Source organism: Sphaerisporangium album, from assembly GCF_003323745.1.
Classification (GTDB): Bacteria; Actinomycetota; Actinomycetes; order Streptosporangiales; family Streptosporangiaceae; genus Sphaerisporangium; species Sphaerisporangium album.
In genome coordinates this window covers 308,683-333,403 of the sequence record NZ_QOIL01000008.1, presented here as the reverse complement: position 1 = coordinate 333,403, position 24,721 = coordinate 308,683, and the positions used below count along the sequence as shown (strand labels likewise).

The window sequence follows — 24,721 nt, the reverse complement described above, 5'->3', positions numbered from 1 at the left end:
CACGGACAGGATCAGGAGATCAACCTGGCCATTGACCAGGACTTTTGATGGCCGCCGACCAGGAACCGCTGTCCGTCAGCCTCGACTTTTCTGTCCGCTGATCAAGAGTTCCACGTGACCGCTCTCAAGTTAGGGAGAGTGGAGGCGGAGCCCTGCCTTGGGGTTGGGGTGGGAGCCCTAATAGGCGCTGTCCGAGTGGAGCAAGGGCCTTTCCAGCGGAGCCCGCCTTTCAGAGCGAGTTCCAAGGATCATGCTCACCGTTCCGGGCGGAGCCCGCCGGGTGAGGCGGGCTCAGGGGTCAGGCCTCGCCGGTGGTGAGACCGATGGGGCAGGTCACGCCGGTGCCGCCGATGCCGCAATACCCATTTGGCACCTTAAAGAGGTACTGCTGGTGGTACTCCTCGGCGTGGTAGTAGTCGGGGGCGGGCTTGATCTCTGTGGTGATCTCGCCGTAGCCGGCCTCGTTCAGGACCTTCTGGTAGGCGTCGCGGGAGGTTTCGGCGGACTTCTGCTGCTGGGGGCCGTGGGTGAAGATGGCCGAGCGGTACTGGGTGCCGACGTCGTTGCCCTGGCGCATGCCCTGGGTCGGGTCGTGGGCCTCCCAGAAGACCTTGAGGAGCTCCTCGTATGAGACCCGGGCCGGGTCGTAGACGACGCGGACGACCTCGGTGTGACCGGTGCGGCCGGTGCACACCTCCTCGTAGGTGGGGTTCTGCGTGTAGCCGCCCTGGTAGCCCACCGAGGTGGAGACGACGCCGGGGGTCTGCCAGAACTTGCGCTCGGCGCCCCAGAAGCAGCCGAGGCCGAAGTCGGCGAGCTCGGTACCCTCGGGGTAGGGCGGGGCGAGGGGGGCGTCCAGGACGGCGTGGCGTGCGGGGACGGGCATCGTCACGCTGCGCCCGGGAAGCGCTTCCTCCGGGGAGACCATCGAGGTCTTGTTGTTACCGAAGAGCCAGCCCATCGTGCACCTCCGTCGAGTGTTCGTGCAGACACGGCAACCATGGCGGTGGCCGTCTTGTTCCCTCTGGTTAGCATCTCTTAAGAGACGGTAAAGGCCTACTTATTTGTGGTAAAGGCTGTCAGTAGCGAAGATGGGTTACATGCCTGATTCGCGCCGTGGGGTCCTGTACGGCATCGCCGCCTACACCATGTGGGGGCTCTTTCCCCTCTACTGGCCGCTGCTCAAGCCCTCCGGGGCGGTCGAGATTCTCGCCCACCGGATGGTCTGGTCGCTGGTGGCGGTGATCGCCGTCCTGGCCGTACGGCGGCACTGGTCCTGGTTCCGTGGACTCGTGCGGCAGCCGAGGAAGCTGGCCCTGCTGACGCTCGCCGCCGTGGTGGTCTCCGTGAACTGGGGCGTCTACATCTACGCGGTGAACGCCGGGCACGTGGTCGAGAGCGCGCTCGGGTACTTCATCAATCCCCTGGTCAGCGTGCTGTTCGGCGTGATGGTCTTCCGGGAGCGGCTGCGTCCCTGGCAGTGGGCGGCCGTGGGGCTCGGCGCGCTCGCCGTGATCGTGCTGACCGTCGACTACGGGCGCCCGCCGTGGATCGCCCTCGTGCTCGCGGTGAGCTTCGGCACGTACGGCCTGATCAAGAAGTCGGCGAACGTGGGCGCGGCTGAGAGCCTGACGATCGAGACGCTGGTCCTGTTGCTGCCCGCGCTCGCGTACCTCATCTTCCTGCAGGCGCAGGGGACGGCGACGTTCGCGCACGAGGGGCTCGGGCACGCCGCGCTGCTCGCGGGCGCGGGCCTGGTGACGGCGGTGCCGCTCATGGCGTTCACCGCCGCCGCGATCCGGGTGCCGCTCACGGTGATCGGACTGCTGCAGTACATCGCGCCCATCCTGCAGTTCCTGTGCGGAGTGCTGGTCGCCCACGAGACGATGCCGCCCAGCCGGTGGGTCGGATTCGTCATCATCTGGCTGGCACTGGCCGTGTTCAGCTGGGAGGGCCTGCGCAACGCCCACGCGACCCGGCGACGGGCCGCGAGCGGGAAGCCCGCCCTGGAGACCGTCTGAGCATCTGTTCGGGCACCGTTCAGGGCCCTGTTCAGAGCACCACCTGAGTGCCCTACACCGCCGGACGTACGCCGTCCGCCCCGGCTACCCCTTGGGCGGTACGGAGGGCGACCCCCGTCAGGGGACGACCCGGCCATGCCGGAGGCGAAAGCATCGACGGGAACCTAGGGGGTTTCCATGGCTGATCGTCTCTTTCGCTTCGGTGTGGTGGCCGCGGCCGCTGCGGACGCCGGGCAGTGGGCCGGGCTGGCGCGGCGTGCCGAAGAGCTGGGCTATTCGACGTTCCTCACACCGGACACGCTGAACACTCTTCCGCCGTTGCTGGCGCTGAGCGCCGCCGCGTCGGCGACGACCTCGATAGGGCTGGGCACGTTCGTGCTGGCGGTTCCGTACCGGCGTCCCGAGCAGGTGGCGTGGGAAGTCGCCGGGCTGGGGTTCCTGTCGGGCGGGCGTTTCGAGCTCGGCCTCGGGGTCGGACGTCCGGACGCCCGGGAGGACTCGGCGCGGCTCGGCGTGCCCTTCGGGACGCACGACCAGCGGATCCGGCAGTTGGAGGAGATGATCCGCCAGGTAAGGAAGTGGCCACCGATGACCGGTACGCCCGGCCAGGCGACCGGCGGCGGGCCGCGTCCGGCGATCGGCAGAACGGACGGTCGGGTAACGGACGGTCACGCAACGGACGCGCAGGCGGCCGGCGGGCAGGCACCCGAGGCGCACGCGACCCGCAGCCAGGCGACGGACGGGCAGGTCGCGGGGAGCGGGCCGCGGGTGCTGGTCGCCGCCTCCGGGGCGCGGACGCTGGGGTTCGCCGCGCGCAACGCCGACACCGTCGCCATCGCCCTGCCCGCCTCGACGCCCGAGGACGGGCTGGCCGAGCCCGTCAAGCTGCTCCGGCAGGCCGGCGACGACTTCGACCGGCTGGAGATCAGCGCCGGCCTGCACGCGGTAGGCGACGACATCCCTCCGTGGCTGGCCCGGCAGCTCGGCCCGGACGTGCCGGACGACTCGGTCGCCGTGCTGAGGGGCACGCCCCGGCAGATGGCCGACCGGCTGCTGCGCCGCAGGGACCTCCACGAGGTCTCCTACATCACGGTGAACGCGATGTACGCCGACCGGCTCGCCCCCGTGGTGGAACTGCTCGCCGGGACCTGAGCCGCGCTCCGGTCCGCACGGAACTCCTCGCCGGCACCTGAGCGGTAGGGGGAATCACACGCCGGGCTCGCGGAACAACGCGAGCCCGGCCCCGGAAAGCCGTCGAACGAAAACGCCCTGGACGGAACGAAGGCCCTCGAACGAACGCGAGGGCTGCCGAACGGACGAAGGTCCTCAAATAGAAGAAGGCCTTGAGGGGACGCGAAGGCCACCGAACGGCCGTCGAACGGACGCGAACCGATCAGCCCGAACGGTCCGCCACGTACGTGCACAGGGCCAGCAGGGCCTCGCGGGCGGGGATGTCCGGCAGGGCCGCCAGGTCGGTGCGGGCGCGTTCGACCCACGACATGAGCTCGGCCCGTGCCCGCACCATCGCCGGGTTGGCGCGCAGCAGCGCCACCGCCTCGTCGATGTCCTCCTCGGCCACCGGGCCGGAGAGCAGCTCGCGCAGCCGCGCGTCCTCGGGCGCCGTGGATTCCAGCACGTAGAGGACGGGAAGCGTGCGGATGCCTTCCTTGAGGTCGGTGCCCGGCGTCTTGCCGCTCTCACCGGCGGAGGAGGCGACGTCCAGCAGGTCGTCGCCGAGCTGCCAGGCCACGCCGATGGCCTCGCAGGCGCTGGTGAGGCGCGCCGCGACGTCCTCGGGGGCCCCGGACAGCATCGCGCCGAACCGCCCGGAGGTGGCGATCAGCGAGCCCGTCTTGTCGGCGAGCACCTCGATGTAGTGGGTGACGGCGTCGACGCCGGGACGCGGTCCGATGGTCTCGCGGATCTGCCCGCGCACCAGCCGCGAGAACGTCTGGGCCTGGATGCGGACCAGCTCGGGCCCGAGGTCGGCGAGGATCTCCGACGCCTGGGCGAACAGGTAGTCACCGGTGAGGATGGCCACCGTGTTGTCCCACCGGGCGTTGGCGGACGGCGAGCCCCGGCGCACCCGGGCCTCGTCCATGACGTCGTCGTGGTAGAGCGTCGCCAGGTGGGTGAGCTCGATGACGACGGCCCCCGGCACTACGCCGGGGGCGCTCGCGTCACCGAAATGGGACGCCAGGAGCACGATCATCGCGCGGAACCGCTTGCCTCCGGCCAGGATGAGATGCCTGGACGCCTCCGCGACGAAGGCGTCCTCGCTGTCGGCGGCCGAGCGGAGCAGTTTCTCGACGGAGTCGAGACCGCTCGCGATATCCGCGGCCAGTCCTTCGTCGATGAAAGGCAGGTCGACTACGGGCGGCGCGGCCATGAAGCATGTACTCCTAACGAACGAACAACGACTGCGCGGCCGAATGCGCGAGGTCGAGCACCGGCTGCGGGAACACCCCGAGGACTACGGTAGCCGCAGCCGCGAGCGTGACCACAGCCGCGGTCCCCATGCTGGGCAGGGCGATGGTCGGGCCCTCGGGCGCCGGGTCGCTGAAGAACATCAGGACGATGACGCGGACGTAGAAGAACGCCGCCATGGCGGAGGTCACGACACCGACGATGACCAGCCCGACGCCACCGGCGGCGACCGCCGGGGCGAACACGGCGTACTTGCCGAAGAAGCCGGAGGTCAGCGGGATGCCGGCGAAGGCGAGCAGGAACAGCGCGAAGATGCCCGCGAGGGCGGGCGACCGCTTGCCGAGCCCCGCCCAGCGGGACAGGTGGCCCGCCTCGCCCCCGGCGTCACGGATCATCGTGACGACCGCGAACGCGCCCACCGTGGCGAACCCGTAGGTCACCAGGTAGAACAGGATGCCGGACAGCGCGTTGACGTTCTGCGCCTCCTTGCCGGTGGCGACCACGGCGGTGAGCAGGAAGCCGGTGTGCGCGATCGACGAGTAGGCGAGCATGCGCTTGATGTCGGTCTGCGTGATCGCCAGCACCGCACCCACGATCATGGTGAGGATCGCCACCCCCCACAGCACCGGAGTCCACTGGGTGTCCAGGTTGCCGAGGGCGACCCAGAAGACGCGCAGCAGCGCGCCGAAGGCGGCGATCAGCGTGCCGGAGGCCATGAGCGCGGTGATGGGCGTCGGCGAGCCCTGGTACACGTCCGGCTTCCACGCCTGGAACGGAGCCGCGCCGATCTTGAAGAGCAGGCCGACGCCGAGCGTCGCGGCGCCCATGTACAGCAGCGTGTCCTGGCCGCCGACCGTGGCGAGGGCCTTGTCGATGGCCGACAGGTCCACCGAACCGGCGAAGCCGTACAGCAGGGCCGTGCCGTAGAGGAAGAACGCCGACGAGAAGGCGCCGAGCAGGAAGTACTTCATCGCCGCCTCCTGCGAGAGCAGGCGGCGACGGCGGGCCAGGCCGCACAGCAGGTACAGCGGCAGCGACATGACCTCGAGGGCCACGAACATGATCAGCAGGTCGTTCGAGGCGGGGAAGAGCATCATGCCGCCGACGGCGAACAGCACCAGCGGGTAGATCTCGGTGTGGGCACCGCCCTCGGAGATCGCCTGATCCTCCTCGGCGCTGCCGGGGACGGCGGCGGCCTGCGCGACGAACTGGTCGTCGTCGTTGATGAGCAGGACGCTGACGATCGCCAGCAGCAGGATGGCGCCCCAGATGAACAGCGAGGGACCGTCCACGGCCACGGCGCCCATGGCGGCCGCGTTGCGCACGCCCTGGGCGCCCTGCCAGATGGTGAGGGCCAGGGCGCCGACCATCGACAGGATCGTGATCGGCATCTGGATGGACTTGCGCAGGTAACGCGGCGTGAACGCCTCGACGAGCACGCCGATGATCGCCGCCCCGAAGACGAGGAGCATCGGCGCGAGCTCCCCGTACTCGATCTTCGGCGCCTCGATGGCGGCGGCGGTGAGCGTGCTCACTGGCCTGCCCCCTTCTTTTCCGCGGTGACTGGTATGGCGGGGGTGAACTGCGGCGCGTGCACGGTGGTCAGGGTCTGGTGCACCGCGGGGTTGACGACGTCCAGCAGCGGCTTGGGGAAGAACCCGAACACCACGAGCAGGGCGATCAGCGGGGCCACGACGAACTTCTCACGGAGGTTCAGGTCGGGCAGCGCCTTGACGCTCTCCTGGACGGGGCCGCCCATCATGCGCTGGTACATCCACAGGATGTACACCGCGGCGAGCACCATGCCGGACAGGGCGATGACGGCCGGCACGACGTAGTTCTCGAAGGTGCCGATCAGGACGAGGAACTCGCTGACGAAGGTCGAAAGGCCCGGCAGGGACAGCGAGGACAGGCCGGCGACCAGGAAGGTGCCCGCCAGCACGGGAGCGACCTTCTGGACGCCTCCGTAGTCGGCGATGTACTGCGAGCCTCTGCGGTTGATCAGGAACCCGGCGAGCAGGAACAGCGCGCCCGTCGAGAAGCCGTGGTTGACCATGTACAGCGTCGCGCCCGCGCCGGCGTCGGCGCTCATGGCGAACACGCCCATCGTGATGAAGCCGAAGTGCGAGATGGAGGTGTACGCGATGAGCCGCTTCATGTCGGTCTGGCCGATGGCGACGATCGCGCCGTACACGATGCCGATGACGCTGAGCGTGAGGATCAGCGGCGTGAAGAACTTGGCGGCGTCGGGGAACAGCTCCAGGCAGAAGCGGAGCATTCCGTACGTGCCGACCTTGTCCAGGACGCCGACGAGCAGGACGGCGGCCCCGGCGGGCGCCTGGGCGGCGGCGTCGGGCAGCCAGGTGTGGAACGGCCACACCGGCGCCTTGACCGCGAAGGCGATGAAGAAGCCGAGGAACAGCCACTTCTGCGTGGTCGGGTCCTTGATCGCGCCGAGCAGCTCGGGCTGCAGGAACGTGCCCTTGGCGGCGATGGCGTAGAGCGCGATCACGGCCACCAGCATGAGCAGGCCGCCGAACAGCGAGTACAGCAGGAACTTGACGGCCGCGTACGACCGCTGGGCTCCGCCGTAGGACCCGATCATGAAGTACATCGGGATCAGCATCGCCTCGAAGAAGACGTAGAAGAGGAAGACGTCGGTCGCCGCGAAGACGCCGATCATCATCGCTTCCAGCACCAGGATCAGCGCGAAGTACGTCTTAACCGACCGCTTGGCCTCGGGCCGGTCGGCGTCGTGCCAGGAGGCCAGGACCACGATCGGCACCAGCACCACCGCGAGCGCGATCAGCACCAGCGCGATGCCGTCGACCGCCACCGCGTAGTGGACGCCGAACGACGGGATCCAGTCGTGGACCTCGCTGAACTGGTAGCGCGCCCCGGACCGGTCGAACTGGGCGGCCATGGCCAGCGTGAGCACCAGCACGACGAGCGAGACACCGAGCGTGAGCTGCTTGGCGAGCTTGTCGCTGCCCTTGGGCACCGCCGCGACCGCCAGCGCGCCCACCACGGGCACGCCCATCAATATCGAGAGCCAGGGCATCACAGGTTCCCTACGACGAACCATGCGCCGACCAGGAGGGCGGCGCCGAAGAATATCGACAAGGCGTACGACCGGACGTAGCCGGTCTGGATGCGGCGCAGCCGGCCCGACGTGCCGCCCACCAGCGCCGCCAGGCCGTTGACCAGGCCGTCGACGCCGCGGTTGTCGAAGAAGACGGCGAGGCGGGTCAGCCACTGGCCGGGACGCATGAACAGCGCCTCGTTCAGCGCGTCGCCGTACAGGTCACGGCGGGCGAAGGTGGTGAGGAACGAGCCGCGCGGGGCGACCGCCGGAACCTCGGACCTGCCGTACCGCATCCAGGCGTAGGCGACGCCGACGGCGACCAGCGCCAGCGTCACCAGGCCGGTGAGGCTGAACGGGTGGAAGCTCGGCATCTCCTCGGGCCGCCCGACGGCGGGGGCGAGGAACTCCATGAACCGGTTGCCCACGATGAGGAACCCGCCGCCGAAGACCGACCCGATGGACAGGATGATCAGCGGCCAGGTCATCACGGCCGGCGACTCGTGCGGGTGGGCGTCGGCATCCCAGCGGCGCCGCCCGTGGAAGGTCATGAAGAACAGGCGCGACATGTAGAAGCCGGTGATGCCCGCGCCGATCACGGCCAGCCAGCCGAGGATCGGGTTGTGCTCCATCGCGGTCTCGATGATGCCGTCCTTGGTCCAGTACCCGGACAGCAGCGGGAAGCCGATGATCGCGAGGTAGCCGAGCCCGAACGTGATCCAGGTGATCTTCATCACGGACGCGAGGCCGCCGAACTTGCGCATGTCGACCTCGTCGTTCATGGCGTGCATGACCGACCCGGCGCCGAGGAACATCGAGGCCTTGAAGAAGCCGTGCGCGATGAGGTGGGCGATGGCGAACGCGTACCCGACCGGGCCGAGGCCCGCGGCGAGCATCATGTAGCCGATCTGCGACATCGTCGACCCGGCGAGGGCCTTCTTGATGTCGTCCTTGGCGGTACCGATGATCGCACCGGCGAGCAGCGTGGCGACGCCGACGATGGTGACGACGAGCTGCGCGGTCGGCGCGGCCTCGAAGATCGGGCCGGAGCGCACGACCAGGTAGACGCCGGCGGTGACCATCGTGGCCGCGTGGATGAGGGCGGAGACCGGGGTCGGGCCCTCCATCGCGTCCAGGAGCCAGGACTGCAGCGGGAGCTGGGCCGACTTGCCGCACGCGCCGAGCAGCAGCGCGAGGCCGATGAGCGTGAGCGTGCCCTCGGAGGCGCCGTGGGCGGCGGGCAGGACCTGGTTGAAGGCGATCGTGCCGAACGTCGTGAAGACGACGAAGATGCCGAGCGCGAGGCCCATGTCGCCGACGCGGTTGACGATGAACGCTTTCTTGGCCGCGGCGGCCGCCGACGGCTTGTGCTGCCAGAAGCCGATGAGCAGGTAGGACGCCAGGCCCACGCCCTCCCAGCCGATGTACAGGCCGAGGTAGTTGTCGGCCAGCACCAGCAGGAGCATCGCGGCGACGAAGAGGTTCAGGTAGGCGAAGAACCGCCGCCGGCCCGGGTCGTGCGCCATGTAGCCGATCGAGTAGATGTGGATCAGCGACCCGACACCGGTGATCAGCAGGACGAACGAGATCGACAGCGGGTCCAGCAGCAGGCCCATCTCCACGTGGAGCGAGCCGGACGGCAGGAAGTCGTACAGCTCCACCACGCGGCGGCGCTGGTCGGCCCCGAACCCGAGCAGCTCGAAGAAGACGAGCACGGCCACCACGAACGACGCCAGGGACATGGCGACGCCGAGGAGGTGGCCCCAGCGGTCGGTGCGCCGGCCGCCCAGCAGGAGGATCGCCGCGCCGAGCAGCGGCAAGGCGATCGTCAGCCAGGATGCACCGATCACTCCACCGGAGTGCTGGACGAAGTCAGCAGCGGTTTCCACGGCGCCCTCTTAGTACTTCAGCAGGTTGGCGTCGTCCACCGACGCGGACCTGCGGGTTCGGAAGATCGTCACGATGATCGCGAGACCCACGACGACCTCGGCGGCGGCCACGATCATCACGAAGAAGGCGATGATCTGGCCCTGGAGGTTGCCGTGCTGCCGGGCGAAGGTGACGAAAGCCAGGTTGCAGGCGTTGAGCATGAGCTCCACGCACATGAACACCACGATGGCGTTGCGGCGCACCAGCACGCCGACCGCTCCGATGGCGAACAGCAGCGCGGAGAGCACGAGGTAGTGGGTGGTCACTTGCCTTCCTCCTCGACGGGGCCCTCGGTGCGGCCCTCGGCGGGCAGGCCGGCGGCCTGCGAGACCGGCGGCCGGTCGTCGGCCGGGACGCGCGCCTCGGGCTCCTCGGCGACGGCCCGGACGACCTTCGGCTGCTCGGTGGCCGGGCCCTTGGCGACGTTCCTGAGGGCCTGGGCGAGCCGCGGGTTCTCCGGGAGCCGCCCCCGCTCGACGTCGTAGCGGGCGATGTACCGGTTGACCGACAGCTCCGAGACCGAGCCGTCGGGCAGCAGCGCGGGCATGTCGATCGCGTTGTGCCGGGCGTAGGTGCCGGGGCCGGGCAGCGGGGTCGGGTGGTCGCCGAGGAAGCGGGCGCGCGCCAGGTCCTTCTGCGTGGGCTTGGGCGCGGTGCGCTCGCGGTGCGCCAGCACCATCGCGCCGAGCGCGGCGGTGATGAGCAGCGCCGAGGTGACCTCGAACGCGAAGACGTACCGCGTGAAGATCAGCCTCGCCAGCGCGGGGACGTTGCCGCCGTCCGCCTTCACGGCCTCCGCCAGCCCGGCGGGCTCGCCGACGACCGCGTTGCCGATGCCCGCCGCGAGCAGGACGGCGAAGCCGAGGCCCGCGATGATCGCCCAGAACCGCTGGCCCTTGATCGTCTCGACCAGCGAGTCGGAGGAGTCGACGCCGACCAGCATGAGGACGAACAGGAAGAGCATCATGACCGCGCCGGTGTAGACGATGATCTGCACCACGGCGAGGAACGGCGCGTCCTGCACGGCGTAGAGCACCGCCAGCGAGAGCATCACCACGCCCAGCATCAGCGCGGAGTACACCGCCTTGCGGCTGAAGACGAGCCCGAACGCCGCGGCCACGGAGACGACCGCGAGCACCCAGAACGTGATCGTTTCACCCATTGCTACGGCCCAACCGGTAGTAGTCCTCTTCGGTGTCGCCGAGGCGCATCGGGTGGGGCGGCGTCTCCATGCCGGGCCCCAGCGGCGCGAGCAGCATCTCCTTGGTGTAGATGAGGCTCTCACGGCTGGAGTCGGCGAGCTCGTACTCGTTGGTCATCGTGAGCGCGCGTGTCGGGCACGCCTCGATGCACAGGCCGCACAGGATGCACCGCAGGTAGTTGATCTGGTACGTCCTGCCGTACCGCTCACCCGGGGAGTACCGCTCCTCGTCGGTGTTGTCGGCGCCTTCCACGTAGATCGCGTCCGCGGGGCAGGCCCAGGCGCACAGCTCGCACCCGACGCACTTCTCCAGCCCGTCCGGCCAGCGGTTCAGCTGGTGACGCCCGTGGAAGCGCGGCGCGGTCGGCCGCTTCTCCTCGGGGTAGTTCGTCGTCACCGGCTTCTTGAACATGTGGTGGAAGGTGACGCCGAACCCCTTCACGGGGTTCAGGAAATCAGTTAGTCCCACTGGGGACCTCCTTGCGTCCGTTGACGCCGTGGTAGTGCGGCAGGTCCAGCGCCGGAACCGGGAACCCGCCCGCGGTGGGCTCGGCACGGAGCCGCTCGAACTCCGCCTCGACCTCGGCGGCCCTGGCCTCTCTGCGGCGCTGGTTGACCGTGTCGAAGCGGAAGTAGATCGCGAGGCATCCGACGACGACCACCGCCGCGATCACCATCACGAGCGTCTTGTCGGCGCCCTCGACCCGGGTCGCGCGCACGGTCGCGACCACGAGGATCCACGCCAGGTTGAGCGGAATGAGGATCTTCCAGCCGAAGGCCATGAGCTGGTCGTACCGGATGCGCGGCAGCGAGGCGCGCACCCAGATGAAGAACGCGAAGACCAGCGCGAGCTTGACGAAGAACCAGAGCATCGGCCACCAGCCGACGTTGGCACCGTCCCACAGCGAGATCGGCCACGGGGCGCGCCATCCGCCGAGGAAGAGCGTGATGCACAGGCCCGACACGGTGAACACGTTGGCGTACTCGGCCAGCATGAACATCGCGAACTTCAGCGACGAGGAGTACTCGGTGTGGAACCCGCCGACCAGCTCGCCCTCGCCCTCGGGGAGGTCGAACGGCACGCGGTTGGTCTCGCCCAGCATCGTGATCACGTAGATCAGGAACGACGGGATCAGCAGGATCGCGTACCAGGACGGGAGGGGGATGCTGATCGAGCCGAGGTCCCACGTGCCGCCGGACGCCTGCTTGGCCACGATCTCGGACGTGGACAGCGTGCCGGCGAACAGGAACACCGCCACGAACGACAGGCCCATCGCGATCTCGTAGGAGATCACCTGCGCGGTGGAGCGCAGGCCGCCCAGCACGGCGTACGGCGAGCGCGAGCCCCAGCCCGCGAGCACGATGCCGTAGACGCCGATCGAGGCCATGGCCAGCACCACCAGCACCGCGACCGGCAGGTCGGTGAGCTGGAGCGGCGTGCGCACGCCGAACATGGACACCATCGGCCCGAACGGGATGATCGAGTACGACAGGAAGGCCGGCACCGCGATGATGATCGGGGCGAGGATGTAGACGACCTTGTCGACGGTGCGCGGGAGGATGTCCTCCTTCAGCCCCATCTTCAGGCCGTCGGCCACCGACTGCAGCAGGCCGAACTTGCCCGCGCGGTTGGGGCCGTAGCGGTGCTGCATGCGCGAGATGAGCTTGCGCTCGGTCCACACGCCGAACAGCACGCCCAGCATCAGGAAGACGAAGATGAACAACGCCTTGATGATGGAGATCCACAAGGGATCCTTGCCGAAGTCGGCGAGGGTTGGCGCCCCTGCCGGGTCGGCGAGAAGAGCTCTCATGACTCGCTCCCGATCTTGACGACGTCGCCGGCCACGGCCCGCAGGTCGCGGGTGACCGAGCAGCCCGCCGAGTGCGCCGGCACCCACACCACGCGGTCGGGAAGGTCGGCCACCCGGACGGGCAGCGTGACCGAGCCGCCCTCCGTGGTGATGGTGACCTTACCGCCGTCGAGGGCGCCGATCTCGGCCGCCGTGGACTCCGACACCAGCGCTTCCACCGCGCGTCCCGTACCGGCCAGGAACGGTTCGCCGTCCTGGAGCCGGCCGGAGTCCAGCAGCAGGTGCCAGGTCGCCAGCAGGGCCTCTCCGGCGCGCGGGACGCGGTGGGCGCCGCCCGTCACGCCGGGGCCGTTCGGACGGGCGCCGCGCCAGGCGCCGAGCGCGGCGAGCTCGCGCCGCGCGGCGGCCGGGTCGGGCAGGCCGAGGTGCACGTCCATGTGGTCGGCGATGGCGGCGATGGCGCGCAGGTCGCTCATCACGCCCGGCACCTCGATGGCCCGCTCGAAGGAGCGGCCGCGGCCCTCCCAGTTCACGAAGGTGCCGCTCTTCTCGGACACCGCCGCGATGGGCAGGACGACGTCGGCGCGGTCGGTGACGGCGCTCGCGCGCATCTCCAGCGAGACGATGAACGGGGTGTTCTCCAGGGCCGCGAGGGCGGCCTCCGGGTCGGGCAGGTCGTAGGGGTCGACGCCGCCGACCACCAGGGCCTCCACCTCGCCGTCCAGGGCGGCGGCGAGGATCGCGGAGGTGTCGCGTCCCTCGGCCTCCGGCAGGGCCGAGACGTCCCAGGCGCGGGCGACCTCGGCGCGGGCGGCCGCGTCGGTGACCGGGCGGCCGATCGGCAGCAGGTTCGGCAGGGCGCCGGCCTCGATCGCGCCGCGCTCGCCGGCCCGGCGGGGCACCCAGGCGAGCCGGGCGCCGGAGCTGGCGGCCAGCCGGACGACGGCCGACAGGGCGCCGCGCGAGGTGGCGAGCCGCTCGCCGACCAGGATGATCGCGCCCGGCTGCCGCAGCGCCTCTGCCGAGGCCGTGGAGCCGGAGACCAGCTCGCCGAGCGCCTCGGCCTCCTCGCCGGGGAGCGCGCGGATCAGCGTGCCGCCCATCTTGGCGAGGCTCGCCGTGGCGAACGGCGCGAGCGTGAAGACCTTCAGGCCGCGCTTGCGCCACGCCTTGCGCAGGCGCAGGAAGACGATCGGCGACTCCTCCTCGGGCTCGAACCCGGCCAGGAGCACGGCGGGCGCCTTCTCCAGGTCGGTGTAGGAGACCTCGATGCCCTTCCCGGCCACGGCGTGGGCCAGGAAGACGGCCTCCTCGCCCGACAGCGGGCGGGAGCGGAAGTCGATGTCGTTGGTGCCGAGGGCGATGCGGGCGAACTTGGAGTAGGCGTAGGCGTCCTCGACGGTCACGCGGCCGCCGACCAGCACGCCGGCCCTGCCGCGGGCCCGCGCGAGGCCCTCGGCCGCGGCCGTCAGGGCCTCCGGCCAGGAGGCGGGGCGCAGGTAGCCGTCCTCGTCGCGGATCAGCGGGGTCTGCAGGCGGTCCGGCTGGGTGGCGTAGGTGAAGGCCCAGCGGCCCTTGTCGCAGTTCCACTCCTCGTTGACCTGCGGGTCGTCCCCGGCGAGGCGGCGGGTGACCTTGCCGCGCCGGTGGTCGGTGCGCAGCTCGCAGCCGCTCGCGCAGTGCTCGCAGGCGCTCGGCGTGGACACCAGGTCGAACGGCCGGGCGCGGAAGCGGTAGGCGGCGCCGGTGAGCGCGCCCACCGGGCAGATCTGCACGGTGTTGCCCGAGTAGTACGACTCGAGCGGCTCGCCGTTCGCCACGCCGACCTGCTCGGCGGCGCCGCGCTCGAAGAAGTCGATCAGCGGGTCGCCGGCGATCTCATCGGAGAAGCGGATGCAGCGGGCGCACTGGACGCAGCGCTCGCGGTCGAGCAGCACCTCGCTGGACAGCGGGATGGGCTTCTCGAAGGTGCGCTTGGTCTCCTGGAACCGGGACTCGCCCTGCCCGTTGGACATGGCCTGGTTCTGCAGGGGGCATTCGCCGCCCTTGTCGCAGACCGGGCAGTCGAGCGGGTGGTTCAGCAGCAGCATCTCCATGACACCGCGCTGGGCCTTCTCGGCGACCGGCGAGGTGAGCTGCGTCTGCACGACCATGCCCTCGGCGACCTCGATGGCGCAGGACGGCTGCGGCTTCGGGAAGCCCCGGCCGTTGCCGGCGTCGGTGATGTCCACCAGGCACTGACGGCAGTTGGCCGCGGGCGCGAGCAGCGGGTGGTCGCAGAACCTCGGGATCTGGACGCCGAGCATCTCGGCCGCCCGGATGATCAGGGTCCCCTTCGGCACGCTGATCTGGAAGCCGTCAATGGTGAGGGTCACCAGGTCGACCGGCTGTTCGACCGATCCCGCCGAGGGTGTCTGTACTGTCATGCCTTACCCCACACAGTTGACGCGGCGTGATCGAACGGGCAGCCGCCGATCTCGAAGTGCTTGAGGTACTCGTCACGGAAGTGCTTCACCGACGAATGGATCGGGCTGGTGGCGCCGTCGCCGAGGGCGCAGAACGACCGGCCGAGGATGTTGTCCGCGATGTCGGTGATCGTGGTGAGGTCGTCCTCGGTGCCCTGGCCCTTCTCCAGCCGCCTGAGCACCTGCTTGAGCCAGTAGGTGCCCTCCCGGCAGGGGGTGCACTTGCCGCAGGACTCGTGGGCGTAGAACTCGGTCCAGCGCAGCACGGCCCGGACGACGCAGGTCGTCTCGTCGAAGATCTGCAGGGCGCGGGTGCCGAGCATCGAGCCCTTGGCGCCGACCGACTCGAAGTCGAGCGGCACGTCCAGGTGCTCGTCGGTGAAGATCGGCGTGGACGAGCCGCCGGGCGTCCAGAACTTGAGCCGGTGCCCGGCGCGGATGCCGCCCGCCATGTCGAGCAGCTCGCGCAGCGTGATGCCGAGCGGCGCCTCGTACTGGCCCGGACGGGTGACGTGGCCGCTCAGCGAGAAGATGCCGAAGCCCTTGGACTTCTCGGTGCCCATCGAGGCGAACCAGTCGGCGCCGTTGGCGATGATGCTGGGAACGCTGGCGATCGACTCGACGTTGTTCACCACAGTGGGACACGCGTACAGGCCCGCCACGGCCGGGAAGGGAGGCTTGAGCCGAGGTTGACCTCTGAAGCCTTCCAGCGAGTCCAGCAGCGCCGTCTCCTCGCCGCAGATGTACGCGCCGGCGCCGCTGTGCACGACGACCTCGAGGTCGAAGCCGGAGCCGAAGATGTCGGTGCCGAGGTAGCCCTTCTCGTAGGCCTCGCGCACGGCCGCCTGGACGCGGCGGATGACGTGCAGCACCTCGCCGCGCACGTAGATGAAGGCGTGGTTGGCGCGGATCGCGTAGGCCGTGATGATGACGCCCTCGACCAGCGCGTGGGGGTTGGCCATCATGAGCGGGATGTCCTTGCAGGTCCCCGGCTCGGACTCGTCGGCGTTGACGACCAGGTAGTGCGCCTTGCCGTCGCCCTGGGGGATGAACCCCCACTTCATGCCGGTCGGGAAGCCCGCGCCGCCGCGGCCGCGCAGACCGGAGTCCTTGACGGCCTTGATGATGGCGTCGGGGTCCATGCCGAGTGCCCTCTTGGCCGACTCGTACTCGCCGTAGCCGTCGAGGGTGAAGGCGTCCGCGCGGTCCCAGTTCGCGGTGAGGACCGGCGTCAGCGTGGTGGTCATTCCGAGGCCCCCTTCGAAGGCGCCGGGGCGGTCCAGCCGTTGGCCTTGGCTAGCTTGAGCCCTTCCAGCGAGGGGCCGGCCGCCGCCGGGCCGTCGCCCGCCTGCCCGTCAGGCAGGCCCGCGAGCACGCGCGAGGCCTCCTTGAACGTGCACAGCCGGCCGGGGCCGCGCGTGGGCTTGACGTCCTTGCCGGAGCGCAGGTCGTCGACGAGGCGCTTGGCCGAGTCGGGGGTCTGGTTGTCGAAGAACTCCCAGTTGACCATCATGACGGGCGCGAAGTCGCAGGCGGCGTTGCATTCGATCCGCTCCAGCGAGATCTTGCCGTCGCCCGTGGTCTCGCCGTTGCCGGCGCCGACGTGCTCGCTGAGCTCGTCCCAGATCTGGTCGCCGCCCATGATCGCGCACAGGGAGTTGATGCAGACGCCGACGTGGAACTCGCCCGCGGGGCTGCGCTTGTACATCGTGTAGAACGTCGACACGCCCACGACCTCGGCCTTGCTCAGGCCCAGCATCTCGGCGCAGAACTCGTGCCCCGCGTCGGAGACGTAGCCCTCCTCCGACTGCACGAGGTGCAGCAGCGGCAGCAGCGCCGAGCGGCTCTTCGGGTAACGGCCGATGATCTCTTTCGCGTCGCGTTCGAGACGCTCGCGGACTTCCGGCGAGTAGCTGGTCACCGGTCCACACCTCCCATGACCGGGTCGATCGATGCGACCGCGGCGATCACGTCGGCGACCATGCCGCCTTCGCAGGTGGCCGGCACCGCCTGCAGGTTCGTGAAGGACGGGTCGCGGAAGTGCACGCGGTAGGGGCGCGTGCCTCCGTCGCTCACGACGTGCGCGCCGAGCTCGCCGCGCGGCGACTCGACCGCGACGTACGCTTGCCCCGCCGGCACCCGGAAGCCCTCGGTCACCAGCTTGAAGTGGTGGATGAGCGCTTCCATCGAGGTGCTCATGATGTGGGCGATGTGGTCGGGCGAGTTGCCGAGCCCGTCGGGGCCGAGCGCGAGCTGCGACGGCCAGCCGATCTTCTTGTCCTCGATCATGACCGGCTTGCCCTTGAGCTCGGATCCGGAGAGCCGGTCCAGGCACTGGCCGATGATCTTGAGGGACTCCTCCATCTCGGCCACGCGCACGAGGTAGCGGCCGTAGACGTCACAGGTCGTCTGGATCGGCACGCCGAAGTCGTAGGTCTCGTAGCCGCAGTAGGGCTGCGACTTGCGCAGGTCCCACGGAAGGCCGGCGGCGCGGAGCATCGGCCCGGTGATGCCGAGGGCCATGCAGCCGGTCAGGTCGAGGTAGGCGACGTCCTTGGTGCGCCGGGTGTAGGCGGGGTTCTCGTCGAGCAGCTTGCGCATCTCCTGGATGCGGCCCGGCATGACCTTGAGGAACTCGCCGATCTTGTCGACCGCGCCGGCGGGCAGGTCCACCGAGACGCCGCCCGGGCGGACGTACGCCATGTTCATGCGCAGGCCGGTGATGTACTCGAACAGGTCGAGCACCATCTCGCGCTCGCGGAAGCCGAACAGCATCGGCGTGGTGGCGCCGAGCTCCAGGCCGAAGGTCGCGATGGCCACCAGGTGGGAGGAGATGCGGTTGAGCTCCATCATCATGACCCGGATGGCCTGCGCGCGGGCGGGCACCCGGTCGGTGATGCCGAGCAGTTTCTCGACCGCCAGGCAGTACGCCGTCTCGTTGAAGATCGGCGACAGGTAGTCCATGCGGGTGACGAACGTGACCCCCTGGGTCCACGTCCGGAACTCCATGTTCTTCTCGATGCCGGTGTGGAGGTAGCCGATCCCCACGCGCGCCTCGGTGACGGACTCGCCGTCGAGCGTCAGCACCAGCCGCAGCACGCCGTGCGTGGAGGGGTGCTGCGGGCCCATGTTGACGACCAGGCGCTCCTCGGCGGACTCGCTGATCGCGCCGACGACCTCGTCCCAGTCCTCGCCGTTGACGTTGTAGACCCGGCCCTCGGCGGCCTGCTCGGTGCCGGCGGTCTCGCCGTCGTGGATGGCGGTCATGCGTACGACCTCCTCTGGTCCGGCGCGGGGATGGTGGCGCCGCGGTACTCGACCGGGATGCCGCCGAGCGGGTAGTCCTTGCGCTGGGGGTGGCCTTCCCAGTCGTCCGGCATCTCGATGCGGGTCAGCGCGGGGTGGCCGTCGAAGACGATGCCGAAGAAGTCGTAGGTCTCGCGTTCGTGCCAGTCGTGGGTCGGGTAGACCGAGACCGTGGACGGAATGTGCGGATCCGCGTCGGGACAGGAGACCTCGACCCGTACACGCCGGTTGTGGGTGATCGAGCACAGGTGGTAGACCGCGTGCAGTTCCGCGCCCTCGTCCTCGGGGTAGTGCACGCCCGAGACGCCGAGCGAGAGCTCGAAGCGCAGGGCGGGGTCGTCGCGCAGGTGGCTCATCACCGCGGTGAGGTGCTCGCGGGCCACGTGCAGCGTCAGCTCGCCGCGGTCGACGACGACGCGCTCGACCATGCCGGCGTAGGAGTCACCGGCCGCGGCCTCCAGCCCGTCGGCGATCTCGTCGAAGTAGCCGCCGTACGGCCTGGCGCTGGACAACTTCGGCGCGCGGCGCACGACCAGGCGGCCGTAGCCGGAGGTGTCGCCGGAGTCGGTGACGCCGAACATGCCGTGGCGCGCCACGGGCTCCTCCGGGACCCCCGGAAGGTTGTCGGGGTGGTTTTCAGTGCTCATTTCGGGGTCCCCTGATCGATGAGCGGCAGCGACCGCAGAGCCTGAAGCTCCAGCTCGTCGATCTGCTTGGCCCGGTGGGCGCCGAACTTCATGTTCTGGATCTTGTCGTGGAGCTTGACGATCGCGTCGATGAGCATCTCGGGCCGCGGCGGGCAGCCGGGGAGGTAGATGTCCACGGGCACGACGTGGTCGACGCCCTGCACGATCGCGTAGTTGTTGAACATGCCACCGCTGGAGGCGCAGACGCCCATGGCGATGACCCACTTGGGCTCCGCCATCTGGTCGTAGATCTGGCGCAGCACGGGTGCCATCTTCTGCGAGAGCCGGCCGGCCACGATCATCAGGTCGGCCTGGCGGGGAGACGCCGACGCGCGCTCCATGCCGAACCTGGCCAGGTCGTGGTTGGGACCGCCGGTCGCCATCAACTCGATGGCGCAGCAGGCCAGGCCGAACGTCGCCGGCCAGACGGAGTTCTTGCGCGCCCACCCCGCCGCCTGCTCCACGGTCGACAGGATGAACCCGCTGGGCAATTTCTCTTCGAGACCCATCTCAGTGCTTCCTCTCGCGCGCCTCCGGCACGCTGCCTCTCAGTCCCAGTCCAGGCCGCGGCGACGCCACACGTAGGCGTAGGCGACCAGCACGGTGACGATGAACAGCACCATCTCGACCAGCCCGAACACCCCGAGCTGATCGAAAGCGACCGCCCACGGATAAAGGAAGATGATCTCGATGTCGAACACGATGAAGAGCATCGCGGTGATCATGTACTTCAGAGGGAACCGGCCGCCGCCGACGGGCTGCGGGGTCGGCTCGATGCCGCATTCGTAGGCGTCGAGCTTCGCGCGGTTCCAACGCTTCGGTCCGGTGAACGGGGCGATGCCCACGGAGAAGACGGCGAAACCGGCCGCGATGACCGCGAGCACCACAATCGGTACATACAGTTCCATCGCTATGCGTCCCCTCTGAGCGCTGGCGCGTCGGTCAATCGGTTGCTGAGTCTAGGCAGGGCGATCATCGTTCTTCGTTCCGGGTGCTGTTGTCATGCCGGCGGCGTGACCTTGGACAGGGCGTTGATGATCCGGTCTGACGCATCGCCCTGCCGGTCCGTGAGATTACCAAGCAGTTTCAGAGCGAACCGCATCAGAGTGGGATGTGGCAGACCGTGCCGTGTGAGAAAGCCCATCACGCCGGGCCTGCCGATGGCCTCGACGAACAGCCGCCCGAGCGTGAAGTAACCGCCGTAGGCGTCCTTGAGCGTCTTCGGATAGGCGCGCAGCACGCGCTCGCGCCGCGCGGGGGTGCCGGCGGACAGGGCCGTGACGATGGCGTCGGCCGCGATCCGGCCGGTCTCCATGGCATAGGCGATGCCCTCGCCGTTGAAGGGGTTGATCATGCCACCCGCGTCGCCGACGAGCACCAGGCCGCGGGTGTAGTGGGGCTGCCGGTTGAACGCCATCGGCAGCGCCGCGCCGCGCACGGGCCCGGTCATGTTCTCTTCGGCGAAGCCCCATTCGGAGGGCATGTTCTTGACCCAACGGCGCAGCAGGTCGCGGTAGTCCAGCTTCTGGAACGCCTCGCTGGTGTTGAGCAGGCCGAGGCCGACGTTGCTCGTGCCGTCGCCGACGCCGAAGACCCAGCCGTACCCGGGCAGCAGGCGCGGGGAGCCGTCCGGGTCGGTGTCCCACAATTCGAGCCAGGTCTCCAGCCAGTCGTCGTCGTGCCGGGGGCTGGTGAAGTACGTGCGCACGGCCACGCCCATCGGACGGTCGTCGCGCTTGTGCAGGCCCATCGACAGCGACAGGCGGGTGGAGTTGCCGTCGGCGGCCACGACCAGGCGGGAGCGGTAGGTGACCGGCTCGCCGTCGCTCTTGGCGGTGACGCCGACGACGTGGCCGCTGCGCTCGTCCAGCACCGGGCCGATGACGTTGACGCCCTGGAGGAGACGGACGCCGGCGCGCTCGGCGTTGTCCGCGACGATCTGGTCGAAGTCCAGACGCGTGCGCACCAGGCCGAAGTCGGGGAAGCTGGACAGCTCGGGCCAGGCCAGCTCCAGGCGCAGGCCGCCGCCGACGACGCGCAGGCCCTTGTTGCGGATCCAGCCGGGGGCGTCGATGTCGACGCCCATGGCGATCAGTTCCTTGACGGCGCGAGGCGTCAACCCGTCCCCGCACACTTTCTCACGCGGAAATCGGGTCTTCTCCAGCAGCAGGACGTCATAGCCGGCCTGCGCGAGGTAGAAGGCCGTGGTCGAACCCGCGGGTCCGGCGCCGACGACGATGATGTCGGCGTCCGCCGCTGGGGCTGACTCGCTCACGGGACCTGTCCTGTCCTAGGTGTCGAGGGCCTCGGGGGCTGGGGCCTTCGTTCCTTTGTGAACCACTTCACAAACTTGTCGGCGGAAGTCTAACCCTTTTTCCCTGCCCGCTGTCAGATGGAGCTTACCTAGTGCCCCACGGTTGGCTTAACAGCCCGGTGCAGGGCCACGATGCCCAGGGAAAGATTGCGCCAAGCGATGCCTTCCCAGCCCGCCTCCCGCAAAAGCCGGGAGAGTCCGGCCTGATCAGGCCAGGCGCGGATCGACTCGGCGAGATACTCGTAGGACTCGGGATTGGAGCTCACGACCCGGGCCACCGGGGGCAGCAGCCTCATCAGGTATTGGGTGTAAACGAGATCGAACGACTTCAGCGTGGGCCGGGAGAACTCGCAGACCACCAGCCGCCCGCCGGGCCTGGTGACCCGCAGCATCTCGCGCAGGGCCTTTACCGTGTCGTTGACGTTTCGCAATCCGAAGGAGATGGTCGTGACGTCGAACGTGTCGTCGGCGAAGGGCAGTCGCAGCGCGTCGCCGCCGATGAACGTCACCCCGGACGGCCCCGCGCCGTCCAGCCCGGAGCCGCCGCGCCTGGAGGCGCCCGTGCGGAGCATGCCGAGCGAGAAGTCGCAGGCGATGGCCCGCGCCCCGAGGGCGGTGAAAGTTTCACTGGAGGTGCCGGTTCCGGCGGCCAGGTCGAGGACGAGCTCACCCGGACCCGCGTCGACGGCGGCGGCCGTGGCCTTGCGCCACAGGCGGTCCTGGCCGAGGGAGAGGACATCGTTGACCAGGTCGTAGCGCCGGGCCGTGCGGTCGAACATCGCCGCCACCTCATGCGGCTGCTTGTCCAGGGATGCACGCGTCATGCGGACAAGCTTAGTGGGCATGCGCTCTTCCACCCAAAGTAGCCGCTCCGTTACCCAGTGTCTGCTAGGACTTGGTGAATGCCAGCCCGAACGTCGGCCCTGAAGCCGACCGCCACAGCCGTGTGCCTGATCTCGGGGCTCGCCGGAGCGCTCGTGGCGCTCCCCTGCGCCCCCGCCTCCGCCGGCGCCGTCGCCCACCCCCGCGTGGTCTCCGCCCGCCCCGTCGCCACCACCCCCCACGTTATGGACGGCATCGTCAACGCCTTCGCCCTCGTCGGCAGGACCGTCGTGGTCGGCGGCGAGTTCGGCGAGGTCCGCGAGGCCCGGGGCGCCACGACCCTGCGCAGGAGGAACCTGTTCGCCTACGACCTGATCACCGGCCGCGTCGACCCGCGGTTCGCGCCCGAGGTGGACGGGCCGGTCCGCGCGCTGGCGGCCGGGCAGCGCGGGTCGGTCTACGTCGGGGGCGGTTTCACCTCGGCCGGCGGGTCCGGCTCGGAGGCCACCGAGACCCAGAGCCTGGCCCGGCTGTCGGTGGCCGACGGATCGCCGGTGCCTGGCTTCGCCGGGCGGATCCGTGGCGGCGAGGTGACGAGCCTCGTCCTCCACGGCTCCAGGCTCTACGTCGGCGGGGACTTCGACGGCGTCGGCCAGGCCTCCCGCCCGGCGCTCGCCCGCCTGGACGCCGCCACCGGCGAGCTCGACCCGGCCTTCACCGTCACGCCCGGCGGGCCGCGCGGCGGAGCGCTGAAGGTCTACGCGATGGCCGCCACCCGGGACCGCCTCGCCGTGGACGGCTCGTTCACCACCCTGGACGGGCGGCGCCGCCCGCAGGTGGGGCTCATCGACATCGGCGCCGCGCGCCCGGCGGTCGCCCCCTGGCACACCGAGGCGTACGCGGCCGCGTGTAAGGACGCCTTTCCGTCTTACGTTCGGGGCCTTGATTTCTCACCTGACGGGGAGTATTTCGTCATTGTGACGACAGGGGGCGCCAAGGGGACCGGCAAGCTCTGCGATTCCGCGGCGCGCTTCGAGACCTATTCACGCGGCGTGGCGATCCGCCCGACTTGGATCAACTTCACCGGCGGCGACTCGCTGTACTCCGTGGCCGTGACGGGGGCCGCGGTCTACGTCGGGGGCCATCAGCGCTGGCTCGACAACCCGCGGGGGTCGGACTCGGCCGGGCCGGGCGCGGTGCCGAGGCCGGGGATTGGCGCGATTCACCCCGCCACCGGCAAAGCGCTCACATGGAACCCGACTCGCGACCGCGGCATCGGTGTCAAAGCGTTCCTGGCTCACAAACGCGGCCTTCTCGTCGGAAGCGACACCACGCACCTCGGACACGAGTACCATGCCCGGGTCGGCATGTTCCCGCTGCCTTAACCCCTGTGGCCCTTGCTGATCTGCTCACTCACCGCGTCTCGCTGCCTGGACAGGAGCACGTAGCTGGCCATGCCGCTGATCACGAAGCTGATCACGATGAGCCAGAAGACGTTGTGGATGCCGATCAGGAAGAGCACACCGAGGGTGACGGCGAACAGGCCGAGCCGTGACGCGGTGTAGACGAGAAACGGTCGCACAACGTCGAGGTTACGCCACCGGCCCGATGGAGCGGTCTAGGGCACCCCTGGACGGCCGCCCATTAAGACCCCGGAGCTTTACCGGCTCACTTCGCATCGGGCGCGAGCACTGCTAGTGTTCCCAACACGGCGCTTTTGTAAAGAAACACCCACGAGCGCCCCAAAGAGGCTCTATCATATAACAAACGGGCAGTCAGCTGATAACAACCCGTGATCTTTCGATGTAAATCACGGATATATCAGATTTGGCTCGGCAAACTGGATACCTGTCCGCCCGCTTCAGGGATGCGGGATGCGAGGGGGAGAGATTGTGGAGAGTAGCAGCGAACGTCTGCTGACCCCCGGAGAGGTTGCCGCCCTCTTCCGGGTCGATCCAAAAACGGTGACGCGCTGGGCAGCGGCAGGCCGTATCAGCAGCATCCGTACCCCCGGAGGGCACCGGCGTTTCCGCGAGTCGGAGGTGCACGCCCTCCTGCGTGGCGAGGAAGTTCTCACGGGCGATCGGCCGGGCGGCGACTCGCCGCGCGTCTGATGTGCAGGTGAGAGCCCGCCGGGCCTGGCGTTCGTCGCGAGGCGCGGTGAACTCGAAGCCGCGATGCGCCACCCGGTGATCCTGCGTGCCCCCCGGAAGCCGCAGGGTCACTGTTATTTTTAGGCACGCCATAAATGCAATTACGGATCTGAATGTACGTCGGCCGGAGCGTCGTGCACATGATCGGCACGACCCGGCACCGCGGGAGCCACGACCCGCGGCCCGGCGAGCACCCGATCGCCTTTAGGGGTGCGGCCGGGGACTTAGGGGTCGGTTCAGGGACCGGCTCAGCGGTCATAGCCCGGCTGCGACTCCTTGAACGCCAGGAACTCGCGCTCCAGCTCGTCGTTGCCCTCCTGCCAGCGCAGGCGCCGCTCGGCCTCCTGCTCCTCGGTGATGGACTCGGGCAGCCACCGTTCGTAGTCGGGGTCGCCCGGCTCGATCTCGACGTAGGCGTTGCCGATCAGGCGTCCGTCGTCGCTGGTCAGGGACTGCGGTATGCGCAACCTCCCGTCCGCGAGCCGGATGACGTACATGACGGAT

24 protein-coding genes are annotated in these 24,721 nt (G+C 69.4%); 4 read left to right on the top strand and 20 right to left on the bottom strand.

Features of this window, described 5'->3' with window-relative positions; all coding sequences use genetic code 11:
- Window positions 1–298 precede the first annotated feature (298 nt).
- Window positions 299–961, bottom strand: a complete 663-nt coding sequence (gene msrA, locus DQ384_RS16910) for a peptide-methionine (S)-S-oxide reductase MsrA (RefSeq protein ID WP_114029763.1) — start codon at window positions 959–961, stop codon at window positions 299–301.
- Between the two features lie 139 nt (window positions 962–1,100).
- Between msrA and rarD the strand changes: the two genes are divergently transcribed.
- Window positions 1,101–2,021, top strand: a complete 921-nt coding sequence (rarD, locus tag DQ384_RS16905) for an EamA family transporter RarD (RefSeq protein ID WP_114029762.1) — start codon at window positions 1,101–1,103, stop codon at window positions 2,019–2,021.
- A gap of 177 nt (window positions 2,022–2,198) precedes the next feature.
- Complete coding sequence (locus tag DQ384_RS16900) at window positions 2,199–3,173, top strand: LLM class flavin-dependent oxidoreductase (RefSeq protein WP_114029761.1); 975 nt, start codon at window positions 2,199–2,201, stop codon at window positions 3,171–3,173.
- A 241-nt stretch (window positions 3,174–3,414) separates the two neighbouring features.
- On the opposite strand, the gene DQ384_RS16895 is transcribed toward DQ384_RS16900, so the two are convergent.
- From DQ384_RS16895 to DQ384_RS16815, 17 genes are all read right to left on the bottom strand, one after another.
- The gene (locus tag DQ384_RS16895; RefSeq protein WP_114029760.1) at window positions 3,415–4,410 is read right to left on the bottom strand and encodes a polyprenyl synthetase family protein; all 996 of its coding nucleotides are present in this window, start codon (window positions 4,408–4,410) and stop codon (window positions 3,415–3,417) included.
- Window positions 4,411–4,423: 13 nt separating this feature from the next.
- Window positions 4,424–5,983, bottom strand: a complete 1,560-nt coding sequence (nuoN, locus tag DQ384_RS16890; protein ID WP_114029759.1) for an NADH-quinone oxidoreductase subunit NuoN — start codon at window positions 5,981–5,983, stop codon at window positions 4,424–4,426.
- On the bottom strand, window positions 5,980–7,509 hold the full coding sequence (locus DQ384_RS16885; RefSeq protein WP_114029758.1) for an NADH-quinone oxidoreductase subunit M: 1,530 nt from the start codon (window positions 7,507–7,509) through the stop codon (window positions 5,980–5,982). Before DQ384_RS16885 ends, nuoN begins: the two co-directional genes overlap by 4 nt.
- Window positions 7,509–9,419: an NADH-quinone oxidoreductase subunit L gene (nuoL, locus tag DQ384_RS16880; protein ID WP_245966541.1), complete on the bottom strand. Its 1,911-nt coding sequence runs from the start codon at window positions 9,417–9,419 to the stop codon at window positions 7,509–7,511. Before nuoL ends, DQ384_RS16885 begins: the two co-directional genes overlap by 1 nt.
- A 9-nt stretch (window positions 9,420–9,428) precedes the next feature.
- Window positions 9,429–9,725 (bottom strand): NADH-quinone oxidoreductase subunit NuoK, encoded by a 297-nt coding sequence (nuoK, locus tag DQ384_RS16875; RefSeq protein ID WP_114029756.1) that lies wholly within the window; start codon window positions 9,723–9,725, stop codon window positions 9,429–9,431.
- Window positions 9,722–10,621, bottom strand: coding sequence for an NADH-quinone oxidoreductase subunit J (locus tag DQ384_RS16870; protein ID WP_114029755.1), 900 nt, complete (start codon window positions 10,619–10,621; stop codon window positions 9,722–9,724). The genes nuoK and DQ384_RS16870 overlap by 4 nt, the downstream gene beginning before the upstream one ends.
- A complete protein-coding gene (gene nuoI / locus DQ384_RS16865; RefSeq protein ID WP_114029800.1) occupies window positions 10,614–11,129 on the bottom strand; it encodes an NADH-quinone oxidoreductase subunit NuoI in 516 nt (171 codons plus the stop codon). Before nuoI ends, DQ384_RS16870 begins: the two co-directional genes overlap by 8 nt.
- Window positions 11,116–12,471, bottom strand: a complete 1,356-nt coding sequence (gene nuoH / locus DQ384_RS16860; protein WP_114029754.1) for an NADH-quinone oxidoreductase subunit NuoH — start codon at window positions 12,469–12,471, stop codon at window positions 11,116–11,118. The genes nuoI and nuoH overlap by 14 nt, the downstream gene beginning before the upstream one ends.
- On the bottom strand, window positions 12,468–14,897 hold the full coding sequence (locus DQ384_RS16855) for an NADH-quinone oxidoreductase subunit G (protein WP_114029753.1): 2,430 nt from the start codon (window positions 14,895–14,897) through the stop codon (window positions 12,468–12,470). Before DQ384_RS16855 ends, nuoH begins: the two co-directional genes overlap by 4 nt.
- Window positions 14,894–16,183: an NADH-quinone oxidoreductase subunit NuoF gene (gene nuoF / locus DQ384_RS16850; protein ID WP_114029752.1), complete on the bottom strand. Its 1,290-nt coding sequence runs from the start codon at window positions 16,181–16,183 to the stop codon at window positions 14,894–14,896. Before nuoF ends, DQ384_RS16855 begins: the two co-directional genes overlap by 4 nt.
- Window positions 16,180–16,857, bottom strand: a complete 678-nt coding sequence (gene nuoE / locus DQ384_RS16845; protein ID WP_114029751.1) for an NADH-quinone oxidoreductase subunit NuoE — start codon at window positions 16,855–16,857, stop codon at window positions 16,180–16,182. Before nuoE ends, nuoF begins: the two co-directional genes overlap by 4 nt.
- Complete coding sequence (locus DQ384_RS16840) at window positions 16,854–18,203, bottom strand: NADH-quinone oxidoreductase subunit D (RefSeq protein ID WP_114029750.1); 1,350 nt, start codon at window positions 18,201–18,203, stop codon at window positions 16,854–16,856. Before DQ384_RS16840 ends, nuoE begins: the two co-directional genes overlap by 4 nt.
- Complete coding sequence (locus DQ384_RS16835; RefSeq protein WP_114029749.1) at window positions 18,200–18,889, bottom strand: NADH-quinone oxidoreductase subunit C; 690 nt, start codon at window positions 18,887–18,889, stop codon at window positions 18,200–18,202. Before DQ384_RS16835 ends, DQ384_RS16840 begins: the two co-directional genes overlap by 4 nt.
- Window positions 18,886–19,437 (bottom strand): NuoB/complex I 20 kDa subunit family protein, encoded by a 552-nt coding sequence (locus tag DQ384_RS16830; protein ID WP_114029748.1) that lies wholly within the window; start codon window positions 19,435–19,437, stop codon window positions 18,886–18,888. Before DQ384_RS16830 ends, DQ384_RS16835 begins: the two co-directional genes overlap by 4 nt.
- A 39-nt stretch (window positions 19,438–19,476) precedes the next feature.
- Window positions 19,477–19,836 (bottom strand): NADH-quinone oxidoreductase subunit A, encoded by a 360-nt coding sequence (locus tag DQ384_RS16825; protein ID WP_114029747.1) that lies wholly within the window; start codon window positions 19,834–19,836, stop codon window positions 19,477–19,479.
- 92 nt (window positions 19,837–19,928) lie between these two features.
- Complete coding sequence (locus DQ384_RS16820; protein ID WP_114029746.1) at window positions 19,929–21,203, bottom strand: geranylgeranyl reductase family protein; 1,275 nt, start codon at window positions 21,201–21,203, stop codon at window positions 19,929–19,931.
- Window positions 21,204–21,331: 128 nt separating this feature from the next.
- On the bottom strand, window positions 21,332–22,066 hold the full coding sequence (locus tag DQ384_RS16815; protein ID WP_114029745.1) for a demethylmenaquinone methyltransferase: 735 nt from the start codon (window positions 22,064–22,066) through the stop codon (window positions 21,332–21,334).
- A gap of 78 nt (window positions 22,067–22,144) precedes the next feature.
- Here DQ384_RS16815 and DQ384_RS16810 point away from each other — a divergent pair, with 78 nt between their 5' ends.
- Window positions 22,145–23,449: a delta-60 repeat domain-containing protein gene (locus DQ384_RS16810; RefSeq protein ID WP_114029744.1), complete on the top strand. Its 1,305-nt coding sequence runs from the start codon at window positions 22,145–22,147 to the stop codon at window positions 23,447–23,449.
- On the opposite strand, the gene DQ384_RS16805 is transcribed toward DQ384_RS16810, so the two are convergent.
- Window positions 23,446–23,646 (bottom strand): DUF4229 domain-containing protein, encoded by a 201-nt coding sequence (locus DQ384_RS16805; RefSeq protein WP_114029743.1) that lies wholly within the window; start codon window positions 23,644–23,646, stop codon window positions 23,446–23,448. The two genes, DQ384_RS16810 and DQ384_RS16805, sit on opposite strands and share 4 nt — an antisense overlap.
- A 292-nt stretch (window positions 23,647–23,938) precedes the next feature.
- On the opposite strand from DQ384_RS16805, the gene DQ384_RS16800 reads away from it, so the two are divergent.
- Window positions 23,939–24,178, top strand: coding sequence for a BldC family transcriptional regulator (locus DQ384_RS16800; protein ID WP_114029742.1), 240 nt, complete (start codon window positions 23,939–23,941; stop codon window positions 24,176–24,178).
- A gap of 287 nt (window positions 24,179–24,465) precedes the next feature.
- Here DQ384_RS16800 and DQ384_RS16795 read toward each other — a convergent pair whose 3' ends face one another.
- On the bottom strand, window positions 24,466–24,714 hold the full coding sequence (locus tag DQ384_RS16795) for a hypothetical protein (protein ID WP_114029741.1): 249 nt from the start codon (window positions 24,712–24,714) through the stop codon (window positions 24,466–24,468).
- Between the last annotated feature and the right edge of the window lie 7 nt (window positions 24,715–24,721).